14 protein-coding genes are annotated in these 13613 nt (G+C 64.2%); 8 read left to right on the top strand and 6 right to left on the bottom strand.

What is annotated here, in order from left to right:
* Positions 1-18 precede the first annotated feature (18 nt).
* Positions 19-384, bottom strand: coding sequence for a cell cycle two-component system response regulator CpdR (cpdR, locus tag Q1V51_RS10455; RefSeq protein ID WP_300556079.1), 366 nt, complete (start codon positions 382-384; stop codon positions 19-21).
* Positions 385-569: 185 nt separating this feature from the next.
* Here cpdR and Q1V51_RS10460 point away from each other — a divergent pair, with 185 nt between their 5' ends.
* The 3 genes from Q1V51_RS10460 (at position 570) to hisN (ending at position 2812) form a co-directional block, all read left to right on the top strand.
* Positions 570-1400 (top strand): N-formylglutamate amidohydrolase, encoded by an 831-nt coding sequence (locus Q1V51_RS10460; protein ID WP_300556081.1) that lies wholly within the window; start codon positions 570-572, stop codon positions 1398-1400.
* A gap of 121 nt (positions 1401-1521) precedes the next feature.
* Entirely contained in the window at positions 1522-1911 is a 390-nt protein-coding gene (locus Q1V51_RS10465; protein WP_300528078.1) for a helix-turn-helix transcriptional regulator, read from the top strand.
* 103 nt (positions 1912-2014) lie between these two features.
* Positions 2015-2812 (top strand): histidinol-phosphatase, encoded by a 798-nt coding sequence (gene hisN / locus Q1V51_RS10470; protein WP_300556083.1) that lies wholly within the window; start codon positions 2015-2017, stop codon positions 2810-2812.
* Here the strand turns inward: hisN and Q1V51_RS10475 are convergent.
* Positions 2809-3474 carry a hypothetical protein gene (locus Q1V51_RS10475; protein ID WP_300556085.1) on the bottom strand — a complete coding sequence of 222 codons (666 nt, stop codon included), beginning with the start codon at positions 3472-3474 and terminating at the stop codon, positions 2809-2811. The genes hisN and Q1V51_RS10475 overlap by 4 nt on opposite strands.
* Positions 3474-4403 (bottom strand): methyltransferase, encoded by a 930-nt coding sequence (locus Q1V51_RS10480; protein WP_300556087.1) that lies wholly within the window; start codon positions 4401-4403, stop codon positions 3474-3476. The genes Q1V51_RS10475 and Q1V51_RS10480 overlap by 1 nt, the downstream gene beginning before the upstream one ends.
* 213 nt (positions 4404-4616) lie before the next feature.
* On the opposite strand from Q1V51_RS10480, the gene Q1V51_RS10485 reads away from it, so the two are divergent.
* Positions 4617-5090, top strand: coding sequence for an Hsp20 family protein (locus tag Q1V51_RS10485; protein WP_300556089.1), 474 nt, complete (start codon positions 4617-4619; stop codon positions 5088-5090).
* Positions 5091-5178: 88 nt separating this feature from the next.
* Here Q1V51_RS10485 and Q1V51_RS10490 read toward each other — a convergent pair whose 3' ends face one another.
* Genes Q1V51_RS10490 through gpmA form a run of 3 tightly spaced genes read right to left on the bottom strand, consistent with a single transcriptional unit; the run spans position 5179 to position 7894 of the window.
* Positions 5179-6480 (bottom strand): pentapeptide repeat-containing protein, encoded by a 1302-nt coding sequence (locus Q1V51_RS10490; protein ID WP_300556091.1) that lies wholly within the window; start codon positions 6478-6480, stop codon positions 5179-5181.
* 53 nt (positions 6481-6533) lie between these two features.
* On the bottom strand, positions 6534-7139 hold the full coding sequence (ribD, locus tag Q1V51_RS10495) for a bifunctional diaminohydroxyphosphoribosylaminopyrimidine deaminase/5-amino-6-(5-phosphoribosylamino)uracil reductase RibD (protein ID WP_366522738.1): 606 nt from the start codon (positions 7137-7139) through the stop codon (positions 6534-6536).
* 23 nt (positions 7140-7162) lie between these two features.
* Positions 7163-7894 carry a 2,3-diphosphoglycerate-dependent phosphoglycerate mutase gene (gene gpmA, locus Q1V51_RS10500; RefSeq protein ID WP_300556095.1) on the bottom strand — a complete coding sequence of 244 codons (732 nt, stop codon included), beginning with the start codon at positions 7892-7894 and terminating at the stop codon, positions 7163-7165.
* A gap of 353 nt (positions 7895-8247) precedes the next feature.
* Here gpmA and Q1V51_RS10505 point away from each other — a divergent pair, with 353 nt between their 5' ends.
* From Q1V51_RS10505 to Q1V51_RS10520, 4 genes are all read left to right on the top strand, one after another.
* Positions 8248-9216 carry a KpsF/GutQ family sugar-phosphate isomerase gene (locus Q1V51_RS10505; protein WP_300556097.1) on the top strand — a complete coding sequence of 323 codons (969 nt, stop codon included), beginning with the start codon at positions 8248-8250 and terminating at the stop codon, positions 9214-9216.
* Positions 9217-9293: 77 nt separating this feature from the next.
* Positions 9294-10985 carry an ATP-binding cassette domain-containing protein gene (locus Q1V51_RS10510; RefSeq protein WP_300556099.1) on the top strand — a complete coding sequence of 564 codons (1692 nt, stop codon included), beginning with the start codon at positions 9294-9296 and terminating at the stop codon, positions 10983-10985.
* A complete protein-coding gene (locus Q1V51_RS10515) occupies positions 10985-12283 on the top strand; it encodes an HlyD family type I secretion periplasmic adaptor subunit (RefSeq protein WP_300556101.1) in 1299 nt (432 codons plus the stop codon). The genes Q1V51_RS10510 and Q1V51_RS10515 overlap by 1 nt, the downstream gene beginning before the upstream one ends.
* A gap of 19 nt (positions 12284-12302) precedes the next feature.
* Positions 12303-13571: a TolC family protein gene (locus tag Q1V51_RS10520; RefSeq protein WP_300556103.1), complete on the top strand. Its 1269-nt coding sequence runs from the start codon at positions 12303-12305 to the stop codon at positions 13569-13571.
* Positions 13572-13613 lie beyond the last annotated feature (42 nt).

A 13613-nucleotide genomic window follows, 5' to 3' on the forward strand; every position in this document is an offset into this window, starting at 1 on the left:
GCGGCGATCAGGCCGTCGTTACGCAGCCATCACGCGGGCGACCTCATCGACGAGTTCGCGCAGGTGGAAGGGCTTGGACAGCACTTTCGCATTGGTCGGCGCGCCGGAACCCGGATTGAGCGCCACGGCGGCAAAGCCGGTAATGAACATGACCTTCAGCGCCGGATCGACCTCGGTGGCGCGGCGCGCCAGCTCGATCCCGTCAACGCCTGGCATGACGATATCGGTCAGAAGCAGATCGAACGTCGCCGGATCCTCGCCGATTGCGTCCAGGCCTTCTTCGCCATCGGAACATACCTTCACATCATGGCCGGCACGCTTGAGCGCCTTGGCCAGGAAGTCACGCATGGAATCATCATCTTCCGCCAGAAGGATCTTAGCCATTTCGGTTTCCCACCCTTACGAATCTAAAAACTTGCCGGCACCATAGACGGCTAAAGTAAAAACCCGCTGAACGCGCTGCAACGCTTGACCGGGCGATAGCAGCTGCTCACATTCAGACCATGACCCTCGCTCCCTTATCATCGTCTAAAGACGGCGCAGCGGCAAACCCGGGCCCGGATTGCGACGTGGTCGCCATTGCGCAGGCGGAGGCCGAGGTGCAGGTGCCGCTGGTCATGTCCTCACCGCATTCTGGGCGCGCCTATGAGGGGGAGTTGCGGCAATCGACCCTGCTCAGTGTCAGCCAGCTGCGCCGCTCCGAGGATGCCTATGTCGACCAGTTGATCGAGGGCGCCCATCAAAAGGGCATCACCACGGTGTGTGCGCTCTTCCCGCGTGTCTTTGTCGACGTCAATCGCAGTCCGCGCGAGCTGGATCCGAACATGTATTCCGACCGTCTTCCGGACACCGCCGATCGCGGGTCGCGCCGGACGGCCTCGGGGCTCGGTGTGATCCCGCGCATCGCCGCGGACGGGCGGCCGCTTTATCGGCGCCGCTTCAAGGTCGCCGAGGCAGAGGCGCGGCTGCAGCGCTATTACCAGCCCTATCATGCTGCGGTTCAGGCCCAGCTGGAAAAGGTCCGCGACCGCTTCGGCCAGGCTTTTCTGGTTGATGTCCACTCCATGCCAGACCAGTCGGCCCGCGGCGTGGACATGGTCATCGGCGACCGCTTTGGAGGGTCCTGCCATCCCGGCTTCGCGGACCTGATTGAGCGTCGCCTGCGCAAGCAGGGTTTTGTTACAGTTCGGAACACTCCCTATGCAGGTGGTTTCACGACTGAACACTATGGGCGCCCCGAAACGGGTGTTCATGCGATCCAGATTGAGATCTCCCGGCGGCTCTATCTTGACGAGCACCGGGTCGCCCTGGCGGAGAATTTCGCCTCTCTCAAGGCCGAAATGGATAGTTTTATCAGCTATCTAGGCGAATACCCCTGGTCGGGCCAATTCACGTCATAATCATGCCCAGTTCAGGCGAAGACTGGTAGCTGTCTTCGCCCGGCACGCGCTTTGCTCCCCTCTGAGGCGTGCGTCCCAGTGCGGCGCAGGTTGTTACGCGAAGACGAGGCCGCGAGTAGTTATGACGAATGATATTGATCTCCACGTTGGAAAGCGTTTGCGCCGCCGGCGTCGTCTGCTGGGCCTGACCCAGCAGCAGCTCGCTGAATCGGTAGGTATCCGTTTCCAGCAAATCCAGAAATATGAGTGTGGCGCCAACCGCGTCAGCGCCAGTCGCCTGTTCGAGCTCGCCGAAGCGCTCGATGTGCCGGTGCAGTATTTCTATGAAGGCCTGTCGCGACGCGATGAAGCCGCCAATGAAGACACTTATCTGGCAGCCGATGTGTTGTCGCAGAAGGAAACCGTGGACCTGATCCGGGCCTATTACCGGCTTGGCGAGCGTCCGCGCAAACGTCTTCTCGAACTTGCCAAATCACTCGAGCCTGATGAAGCCGCCAACGACGCGGCCTGAAAGGGCATTATCATCGGTCCCGTCAATGGGGACTGAGACGGTCATGGTCGGGGGACCTGGAAGCGCCTAGCCTGGAGTAGAGCTCCATGCTAGGCGCTTCGCCATGACCAAGACTGATTTTTCCCGCGATCTGGAAATTGCCAACACCCTGGCCGATGCCGCCGGCGCGGCGATCCGCCCCTATTTCCGTACCGGCCTGTCGGTCGACAACAAGCTCGATACCGGGTTCGACCCGGTCACAGCCGCCGACAAGGCGTCGGAAGAGGCGATGCGGGCCATCCTGCAGGTCGAATGCGCTGAGGACGGTGTTTTCGGCGAGGAATTCGGCCGCAAGCCGGGCCTCAATGGCCGCGAATGGGTGATCGATCCGATCGATGGCACGCGGGCCTTCATTTCCGGACTGCCGTGCTGGACCGTGCTGATCGCCCTCGCGGTCGACGGGGTTCCCCAGCTTGGCATTATCGATCAGCCTCATACCGGTGAGCGTTTCGTCGGCCTGCCGGGCCAAAGCTGGCTCGATCATGGCGGCAAGCGCCTGGCGCTCAAGGCGCGCCAGACCCCGGCGCTGTCCCGGGCAACGATGGCGACAACCGACCCCTATCTCTTCAAAGGCCTCGAATACGACGCCTTCTCGGCCGTCTCCGATGCGTGCCAGCTGGTCCGCTTCGGCTATGACGCCTACGCCTATGCCATGATTGCGGCCGGCGGTGTTGATCTGGTGGTGGAAAGTGGTCTTCAGGCCTATGACGTCAATGCCCTCATTCCGGTCGTCACCGGGGCTGGCGGGGTGGTCACCAACTGGTCTGGCGGATCCGCGGCCGAGGGCGGTCAGGTCCTGGCCGCAGCCAATGCGCAATTGCACGCTGAAGCGCTGGCCCTGCTGCAAGGCGCGGCGGCCTAGCTGTCGAGCAGGATACGGACCGGTTCGCGGCCGAAACTCAGGCTTTCAATGCGGCGATTACGCCGATCGCGCGGGCGATAGATGACGCGGTTTTCCTGCACGGTGAGAGCCGTGCGGTCGCCATCGCTCTCAAGGCCCCAGGCCTGTGGTGCCGGACCGTCAAAGACGAAGACGATCGAGCGCATTTGCGGCGCGAACATAGCGGCCACACCGCCGACCGTGCGCATGGCATCATTGGCCTGCCCGGTGGCGAGGCGCAGCTCCTCCGTGTCGTAGGTCAGCGCAGGGGCCATATCGACCATGAAGCGCATGGCCAGACTCATTCCGCCCTCGGGCTGATTGATCCAGACATCGGGATTGGCTTCCAAGGCCGCGGCATCGGGGCGGTTGAGGACAAAGCCGTTTGCATCGAGGGCGAAGCCGTGGAGATCCTCATCCAGCGTGTAGCGCATGCGGATTTCGCCGGGCGCCACGCCGCGGTCGGACGAGATCTGATAGCCAAGCGTGAAATGGCTGCGGCGGTCTTCCTCGATCGACAGATAATCCGTCCAGCGCGGGAAGAACATCGACAGCGGGCCGGCGATGCGCTCCTCCTCCTGGGCCGCGGCGGATGCCGGAACCAGGAGGAGGGCCAGGCCCAGAAGAGCGCGGGTCAGGCGCATTATTCGCTAGCGGCTTCCGGCTTGCGGAACAGAAGGGTCATGCGATCGCTTTCGCCGATGGCGTCATAGAAGGCGCGATCGAAGTCCGCGGCCGGTTCTTCACCGCGGCCGGCCGAACGGCGCGAGGGCGGCAGCGTCCACACACCGAACGGGTGATCTGCGGTGTCGGCCGGGTTGGCATTGATTTCAGATGTGCCGACCAGTTCGAAACCGGCTTCCTCGGCGAGGCGGATGACATAGGCCTGCTGCACATAGCCGGAGCCGCCATTGGAGGCTTGCTCGCGGGTCGAGGGCAGGCGGTGTTCCACAACACCCAGCGTGCCGCCTTCGCGCAGAGCCGTGTAGAAATCGGCAAAGGCCTTCTCCGCGTAATTGCCCATCATCCAGTTGTGCACGTTGCGGAAGGTCAGGATGGTGTCGACACTGCCCGGCTCGGCCAGGGCGTCCGTAGTGTCATCAAAGCCGGACATAACGATGTCGCCATACAGGGCGGTATCGGCATAGCGCTGCTCGAAGCGCTCGCGCGAGGCGCGGCGGCCCTCGCTGGCGGCATCAGCCGGGAAGTGGGCGGCGATATAGGTGCCACCATTGCCGGCCAGCCACGGCGCAAGGATGTCGGCATACCAGCCGCCGCCGGGCCAGATTTCCAGCACGGTGGAGGACGGGTCGACTTCGAGGAAGGCCAGGGTTTCCGCCGGGTTGCGGAATTGGTCGCGCTCGCCGCGCTCACCGCGCCATTCGCCGGCAATCGCCGCCTCGAGGCTGGCCACGCCCGGTTGGGCCGGCGCTGCCGTTTCAGCCGCTGGCGCAGCGGCCGCTGTTTCTGCCGGAGCGGTGTCGCTCACCGGGGCTTCGGTCTCGGTGCCATTGCTGCAGGCGCCCAGGGTGAGGGCGGCCAAACCGATCAGGGTCAGCGAATTACGATACATGGTGCGGATACTCCCTAGAGATGTTTGATCATTAACTAGAGCGCGCCTTGTGGGCTGGCAATTGAGGATTTTGTGAGCGCTGCCCCTTGCGCCGCTCAAACCGCCTTCCCATCTGGATGTCATGGGTCGCCGCAACGGGGCCCTGACCCGCCGGGGCCCATGGCACGGCAGGTCGACATCAAAACCTATCGCTCAATTGAGGATGAGGGAATTATGCGTACGACTGATCTGAATCCGCTTTATCGTTCTATTGTCGGTTTCGACCGGCTCGCGAACCTGATGGACAACGCGACGAAGGCGGAAACCCAAGGCTATCCGCCCTACAATATTCAGCACATTGGTGAAGACGAATACCTGATCGAGCTGGCCGTTGCCGGTTTCGGCGAGGCTGATCTTGATGTGCAGGTCCAGAACAACCAGCTCACCATCACCGGCCGCATTGCCCGCGAAGATGAGACCGATACTCGCCGCTTCCTGCATCGCGGGATTGCCGAGCGCGCCTTTGAGCGCCGCTTCCACCTGGCCGACCATGTGAAGGTCTCCGGCGCCGAGTTGAAGAATGGCATGCTCTCGGTCCAGCTGCTGCGGGAAATCCCCGAGGAAGCCAAGCCGCGCTCCATCGCCATCAAGAATGGCGAGGGCAAGAGCTCGACCCTGATCGAAGGGAAGAAAACCGAGGCCGCCTAAGCGCCCCGTTTTCCTCCGATGAAACTCCACACGACACGGCAGGCCGCCCCCCACGGTCTGCCGTTGTGTATTTGGGACTGAGTTTGACCTAGGCCGCGTTCAGATCAACCGCGCCGTCGAGGTCCTCGACCTGCTCGGCAAAGTCCTCGCTGACCGTGGTGCCGGTGAAGCAGGAGCCGGAGAAGCGGGCGCGTGAGACATCCGCGCCCTCGAGGCGCGAATAGGAGAAGTCAGCCCCGGTGGCCTTGGCCTGGCGCAGATCGGCGCCGCGCAGATCGACATAGCGTGCCTTGGTGCCAGCCAGCGAGGCCGGCAGAAGACGGTCATTTTCCAGCAGCAACGGCCCGAAACGCGCATCGCGCAGATCGGCATTATTGAGATTGGCGCCGGTCAGATCGGCTCCGCGCAGATCGGCCCCGCGCAGGCAAACCATGCGTAGATCGGCCCGTTCGAGGCGCGCGCCCTGCAATTGCGCGCCTTCCAGGTCCAACCCGTAGAGGGTGGAGCCACGGGCGTGAAAAGCGGTCAGCGTCTTACCGGCCAGGGATTGCAGGCCGCGCAGATCGGTCTTGTCGAACAGGGACGGCTTGCCTTCGCGGCCCTCGGATTCGCACCAACGCACATGCTCGGCGATCTGCTGGGCAATCGGTTCGTCCAGATCGTTGGGGTCAATGCCGACCGGCGCGCTGGTCAAAGCGCCTTCGGTTTTCATGCCCTGGGTCTTGGCCATGGTGGTCTTGACCCCGATCATCACAGTGTCCTGGAAGTCCGCATCCGTCAGGTCGGCCCCGGACATGTCGGCGCCTTCAAGATTGGCGCCCTGGAAGGTTGAACCCCGCAGATTGGCGCGGATCATGCGCGCCCCGAGCAGCATGGCATCGGTGAAGTCGGCGGTCTGGGCGGTAATACCGGCCATTTTCGAACGTGACAGGTTGGCGCTGGTGAAATTGGCCATGCCCGCATCGTTTTCCTGGGTGCGATGCTTGAGGATGGCGAGACCTTTCTCTTTGTCGATCTCGGCGATCGCGCCCTCGCGCATATCCGCTTCTGTCAGATCCGCCCCGGTCAGATTGGCGCCGCGCATGATGGCGCCGCGCAGATCGGCGCGCCGCAGCGAGCTGCCTTCCAGGTTGGCCTGGCGCAGGTCCGCGGCGAACAGAACGCTGGAATTCAGGGTCGTTCCGGTGAAATTCGCACCGCGCAGGACGGCGCCGGAGAAGTCTGCATCGGACAGGTCGCGGCCGGACAGGTCGAGGTTTTCCAGGATCGTATAGGCAAAGCTCGCCCGAGCACCGCCGGAACGACCGGACCACAGCCGTTCATGCCGCTCGCACATGGCGTCGACCGTCATCTGGTCCAGCTTGGTGTATTCGATCTTGCGACCTGTCATCGGCGGGTTCCTGGATACATGTGTTCGATCGTCCAGACCCTAGCCGGGGAATATTAACGATGCGTGTGAACCAGGCCGGCCGCAAGGGCCGATTGGGCAAGCCGGCTTGACGGATCAAGATGGGCTCGGCTGATCCCCTTCGCCCCCAGTTCTGCGAGCTCAACACGCAGCGCGTCCAGCGTCTCGCTCTCGATCCTCGCTTCGTAGGTCAGCGGCCTTTGATCCAGGTAGAGCGAGGCCTGTCCGGTCTTCAACCGGTGGAAGAAGGCGGAATAGAGCGGTTCCCCCCGGGCGCGGAGGAAGTCATTGACGGTTTCGATCCCGGCTTGCTTCAGGATGGCGACGCCCTTGCCGGCGACACGCGGGTCGTGGTCGTGACAGGCGATGACCACGCGGGCGATGCCCGCCTCGACCAGCGCCTCGGCGCAGGGCGGGGTCTGGCCATGATGGGCGCAGGGTTCCAGCGTGACATAGGCGGTTGCGCCCCGCGCGGCGTCACCGGCCTTGTCCAGGGCGACGCGTTCGGCATGCGGTCGGCCCTGATCGGCGGTCGCGCCGGTAGCGATGATGCGATCGCCCTTGGCCAGCACACAGCCAACCGACGGGTTGGGCGCCGTGCGCCCGAGCTGGGCCCTGGCCTGGGCCAGGGCCAGGGACATCATTCGGAGGTCCCGCGCCGTGTTCACGCGCCGGGAATTCCGGGCAGGGGCTGGGCCCGGTCGGCGTCGAGATAGCGCGCCGAGACCGGCGTCAGCGTGTCAGGGTCGAGATCGATCAGCAGAGGGTTTCCGGTTGGTATCTCAATGCCCATGATGTCATCATCGCTGACATTGAAGAGCAGTTTGACGAGGGCGCGCAGGCTGTTGCCGTGAGCGGCGACGGCGATATCCTTGCCGGCGACCAGCTGCGGCCGGATCGCCTCGTCCCAATAGGGTTCGACCCGAGCAAGCGTGGTCTTGAGCGATTCCGTGGCCGGCAGCAGGGACCGATCGATGCCGGCATAGCGCGGATCATTGAGCGGGTGGAATTCGTGATCCTCGGCCAGCGGCGGCGGCGGTGTGTCGAAGGAACGGCGCCAGATCAGGACTTGGTCCTCGCCGTGCTTGGCGCGGGTCTCGTCCTTGTTGAGACCGGCGAGGGCGCCGTAGTGGCGCTCATTCAGGCGCCAGGATTTCTCTACCGGGATCCAGAGCCGGTCGAGATCTTCCAGAGTCAGGTTCAGCGTCTTGATCGCCCGCTTGAGCACCGACACAAAGGCCAGCTGCGGGGCGAAGCCCTCAGCCTTCAGGAGGGCGCCGGCCTTCTTGGCCTGGGCCACACCCTGTTCGGTCAGGTCGACATCGACCCAGCCGGTGAACCGGTTCTGCAAATTCCACTCGCTCTGGCCGTGGCGGATAAAGGCGAGTTGCGGCATCGGTGATCTCCCTGAATTGGTTGCCGGAGCGATAGCCCGACACCTCGTCCGGAGCAAGCGCGCATGTGTGGTTGCATTACGCAATTATTTGTAGTGAGCGCTGCGCTGTTCGTGCTATTATCACCAAGCTTGGGTGGTCGCCTCACCCTGATATCCGGCCGCACAGGCAGCACACGAGTAGTTGAAGACCCGGACAGGTCTGCGCACGCTTACCAAGAGCGTGATGCCGCGTGCACTTCGTCCCCCTGATGCATCGCGGCGCAGACTGCCGTAGACGCCGCGCACGTCTCTTCCCCGGACGTGCGCGGTTCTGCTATGGAGCGCCATGCGTTTTTACTTTCCGGGACTTTGAGATGAGCCAATTTGATCCGCTCGACGCCGCCCGCCGCGTCATTGCTATTGAGCGCGATGGGCTGGACGCGCTGGAGCGCGCCATTGACGACGCCTTCGCCGAGGTGGTCACCCTTGTCGACGGTCTCAAGGGGCGGCTGATCTGCGCCGGCGTCGGCAAGTCAGGGCATGTCGCCCGCAAGATCGCTGCGACCCTGGCCTCGACCGGGACGCCTGCCTATTACGTCCACCCGACCGAGGCCAGTCATGGCGATCTGGGCATGATCACCCCGGATGACGCGGTGCTGGCCCTGTCCAAGTCCGGGGAAACCAAGGAGCTGGGCGACCTGATCGCCTATTGCCGTCGCTTTTCCGTGCCGCTGATCGGCATGACCGCCAAGCCGGACAGCGCACTGGGCCGGGCCTCCGGCTACAAGATGTTCGTCCCGGACGCCCAGGAGGCGTGCGGCGAGACCCGGGCCCCGACGACCTCAACCACGCTGATGATGGCAATGGGCGATGCGCTGGCGGTGGCTCTGCTCGAAGCGCGCGGCTTCACTGCCGGTGATTTCAAGACCTTCCACCCGGGCGGCGCGCTCGGCGCTGCCCTGGCGACAGCCGCGGATATCATGCACACGGGGGCGGCCATGCCGCTGATCGACCAGGACGCCAAGATGAGCGATGTGCTCATCGAGATGACCACCAAGAGCTTTGGCTGTGCCGGTGTGATCGACGAGAGCGGCCGCCTGGCCGGGATCATCACCAATGGCGATTTGCGCCGGCATATGGGCGAGGGGCTGGTCGATGAAACCGCCGGGGCGGTGATGACCCGCGGGCCACGCGTCGGCCGGGCCGACATGCTGGCGGCGGACGTGTTGCGGGAGATGACGGCCGGATCGGTGAAGATCATCCAGCTTTTCATCGTTGATGCGGACGACAAACCGGCGGGTATCCTGCACTTGCACGACCTGCTGCGCATCGGTCTGAAATAGCGTCTCCGGCCAGACGTGCATTTGCTGGCAAACGCTTATACTCTCAGGGGTGATCGCAAACGCCGTGTCTGGAAATCATGAGTAAACCGCTGACCCTGGAGATTCGTTCGCGCCTGCGTCCGCATTTGCGGTGGCTGGCCGGGTTTTCACTCGCGGTGAATATCCTGCTCCTGGTGTCGCCGCTCTACATGTTGCAGGTCTATGACCGCGTCCTGAGCTCGGGCTCCTATGACACCCTGATCTGGCTTTCCATCCTGGCGGTCTTCCTGCTGGCCATCTATGGCGCTGCCGAAATCGGCCGCCGCCGGGTGCTGGCACTGGCCGGTGTCGAGCTGGAAGCCCGCCTCGGCCCGCGCATCTTCGCACAGTTCGAAAGCCAGCCGGCCGGACGGGCGGCGCTGGCGCAAAACCTGTCTCGCATGTCGCGGATACAGTCCTATCTGCAGAATGGCGCCGCATTGCCTTTCGCTGATTTGCCTTTCGCCCCGCTTTTCCTGCTGGTCCTATTCCTGATCCACCCGGTGATCGGCATGATCGGCCTGGCCGGCGCCGCGATCGTCTTCGGTGTCGCCGTCGCCGCCGAGCTGACCTCGCGCCAGACCAGCGCCGTATCGCAATCCATTCTTGGTCAATCGACGCAGCTGGCCAGTGATTTTGAACGTCAGCGATCGGCCTTGGTGGCCATGGGGCTGATCCCCGGCGCATTTCGCCGCTGGCGCCAGCAGCGCGACCAGGGCCAGGCGCTCGGCCTCAATGCGGCCCGTCTCGATGGCCGTTTCACCGGTATTTCCCGCTCGACCCGCCAGGTCCTGCAAATCCTGGTGCTCGGGGGCGGTGCGGCCCTGGCGCTGAGCCAGCAAATCTCGCCCGGCTCGATTGTCGCCTCCTCGATTATTCTCGCCCGCGTCCTGGGGCCGATCGACCAGATCGTCGGCGGCTGGCGCAATTCGGTCCTGACCTGGAATGCCTGGAAGGACCTCCAGGCCTCCATCGAGGGCATGCAAGAGGCGGCCGAGTTCACGCCCTTGCCGCGGCCCGAGGCCGAGCTTGAAATTGACCGCCTGTGCGTGGCTGTCCCGGGGCGCGATGCCCCGCTCATCCAGCCTTTCAGCTTCCGGGCCGAGGGCGGACAGATCATTGTCCTCGCGGGTGCGATCGGAGCGGGGAAGTCATCCCTGCTGCAAACCCTGTCCGGCGCCTGGCCGGCCGCTGACGGCAGTGTCAGCCTGGGCCAACGGGCGATGCAGGACTGGGCCAGCGCAGATCGCGGCCGCTATGTCGGTTATGTGCCGCAGGATGTCGAGCTTCTGCCGGCAACGATCGCGGAGAATATCAACCGCCTGACCCAGGCCGATGCGGACGAGACGATCAAGGCGGCCAAGCTGGCCGGCGCGCATGAAATGATCCTCACCCTGGCCGAGGGCTATGACACGCTGATCGGTCCCGGCGGCGCGCAATTATCGGCGGGCCAAGCCCAGCTGGTCGGCCTGGCCCGGGCGCTGTTCGGTTCGCCGCCCCTGGTCCTGCTCGATGAACCCACCGCCAATCTCGACAGCGCCACCGCAGCCCATCTGATCAAGGCGATCGGCCGCGTTGCCGAAGCCGGAGCGGTGGTTTTCGTCTCCACCCATGACCGCCGTGTGATCGAGCAAGCCCATACTGTTCTGCTGCTGCGCAAGGGCAGCGTGCTGGCGGCACCGGCTGAGCAATATCTCAAACTGGCCGTGGGTCCAGGAAGTGGCAGCCCGAGTGGGAAGGGAGCCGCATGATGCCGGATCAGACGCTTACCCAGGATCCCACGCTGCGGGCGATGGCGCTGATCTGCCTGATCGGTCTGGGCGGGTTCCTGGGCTGGGCCGGGCTGGTCCCGCTGGCCGAGGGTGTTCCTGCCAACGGACTGGTCGTGGCCGAGAATAACCGGCAGGTCGTGCAGCACCTGGAAGGCGGCATTATCGAGGATGTGATGGTGCGCGACGGTGACCGGGTCGAGGCCGGCGATCCGCTCCTGATGCTGCAGGAAACGGCCTCGCTGGCGGTGCGTGATGAAATCCTGCAGGAGATTGCCACTCTAACCGCCTCGCTCGATCGTCTCTCGGCGCTGCGTGACGGGCGCGAGACACCGGAGTTCAGCAATCTAGATGCGCTGGAGATCAGTGCGCTGGCCCGTGGCGATGTGGTCGAGCGCCAGCGGGATTTATTTGAACAACAGCTCGGGTCGTTCAATGCCGATATCGCCGTGCTGGTGGCCCGGCGTGAAGGCACGGCCTCATCGCGTCGTTTGCTGCAGCAGCAGATCGAGATCAATGGCCGTGCCCTCGATGCGGCGGAGGACCAGGCAGAGCTGGTGCGTGAACGGGTGGGCCGGCAGATGGCACGGGTTGATGAATTGCGCGCCCTGGAGCGGGATGTCGCCACTTTGGAATCCCAGATCGGCGGACTGCGCGCCCAGGTCCAGCAATCAGAAACGCTCGAACAGGACCTGGACGGCCAGATAGCCCAGACGCGCGCCAACTTCCTTCGTGAACTGTCCACCGAACAGCTTCAGGTTCGCACGGCCCTGCAGCTGGCACAGGAGCGTCTGGGCGCCGCGCAGGATGTGCTCAACCGGGTCATCATCACGGCACCGCAGGGCGGCGAGGTGCTTAATCTGGCCTATTCCACACGTGGCGGCGTCGTGCGTCCGGGCGAGACTATTCTGGAGATTGTCCCGGCGGTTGAGGAAGTGACGGTATCGGCGCGGATCAACCCGGCAGACCGGGACGCGGTCTATGAAGGCCAGGCCGTGCGCACGCGAATGACCGCATACAAGAGCTGGCTGACGCCGAGCCTGGATGGCGAGGTGACGGGCGTGTCGGCTGATCTGAAGACTGATCCAGCAACGGGCGTGCCTTTCTACGAGGTGCGTATCGTTGTGCCGGCCGACCAGATCGACCGGCTCGACGGACTCGCCGTGACGCCGGGCATGCCGGCTGAAGTGTTTATTTTCTCCGGTTCGAGCCGGACGACGATGGATTATCTGCTCGAGCCGATCAGCGAGTCGCTGTTCCGTGGCTCGAGACAGGGTTAGGGCCGCAGGGCCGGGGGTCATGATGCGTAACGGATTGTCTGTCGCGATGCTGGCACTGCTCTCCTTCGGGACCGCGGGCGCTTCGGCGCAGGGCTGTGATCCGCTGGTCGAGAGCATGCAGATAGCCGCCGAGACCGCACCGGAAGTCAGCGTCGCCCAGGCGCGGGTGCAGCGCGCCGAGGCGGATCTGGCTGAAGCGCGCTCGCTGCGCCGGCCGCAATTGTCGACGTTCGGCCGTAGCGGGGTTGGCGATACCGGGCTGACCACGAACCAGAATGACAACCAGGTCGGCCTGCGCCTGTCGCAGCGTGTGTTTGATTTCGGCGATGCCCGCCTGGCTATCGACAGTGCCGAATACCAGCGCGAGCGCCTCGCGTTCGATCAGGCCAGTGCCGAGGCACAGGCCGCCTATGCGCTGGGGTCTGCTTATCTTGCGGCACAGGAAGCGCGGGGCCGTATGGCGGTGATTGCCGAGCGCCGCGATTACTACGCCCGTCAGCTTGAATCCGTCGACGCCCTTCTGGTGCGCGGCGGGGCGACCCGGGCCGAGCGGGCCCAGATCGCGGCCCAGCTGGCCGAAGCGGACGCCGTCATGCTCGAATTGCGTTCGCAGGAAGAGCGGGCAGGGGCGCGACTGGAGGCCTATCTGGGCCGCCCGGCCGGTGTTTGTGAAGACGTCCAAACTGCCGCGGAGCTCGCGGACCGGCTTGCCGATCTGCAAACCGCCGATCAGGCCCTTGATGCGGTCATGGCCGCCAATCCGCGGATGGATGCGACACGCAGCAATATCCGCAGTCTGGAAGCCCAGCGCCAGCGCCAACGTCGCAGCCGACTGCCGGTTGTCGATGTGGTTGGGATTTCCTCATACACTTATGATGATGCCCGCGAGGACTGGGACTATCGTGATCGGATCGGCGTAGATGTTTCGGTCCCGATCCTGACCGGCAATGCGCTTGGTGCCCGGTCCGACCGCGCGGATGCGGTGCTGGAAGAGCAGGAATACGCTTTGCGCCAGTTGCAGCGCGATCTGCGCGAGCAGGGCGGGGTGGTGTTTCGCCGCCTGCTGTCCCTGCGGGCGCAACAGGTGCAGCGCGAAGCGGTCGCCGCAAGCCAGCGGGAATATTTCGAGGCCATTGCCGGCGAGTTCGAGTTCGGTCTCGGTACGCTGCCGGATCTTGTCGAAGCCCGCCTGGACTATGAGCGCGCCATGCTCGACCTGGTCGCTGTCGAGTTCGAATTGAAGCGGCAGCAACTCGACCTGATGTTGCTAACAAGCCGTTTGCCTTGACGCAAAATTGTCTGGACGGACAGGCCGTCCGGACGCTAGCGT

Source organism: Maricaulis sp., assembly GCF_030149235.1.
In the GTDB taxonomy this organism is placed as follows: domain Bacteria; phylum Pseudomonadota; class Alphaproteobacteria; order Caulobacterales; family Maricaulaceae; genus Maricaulis.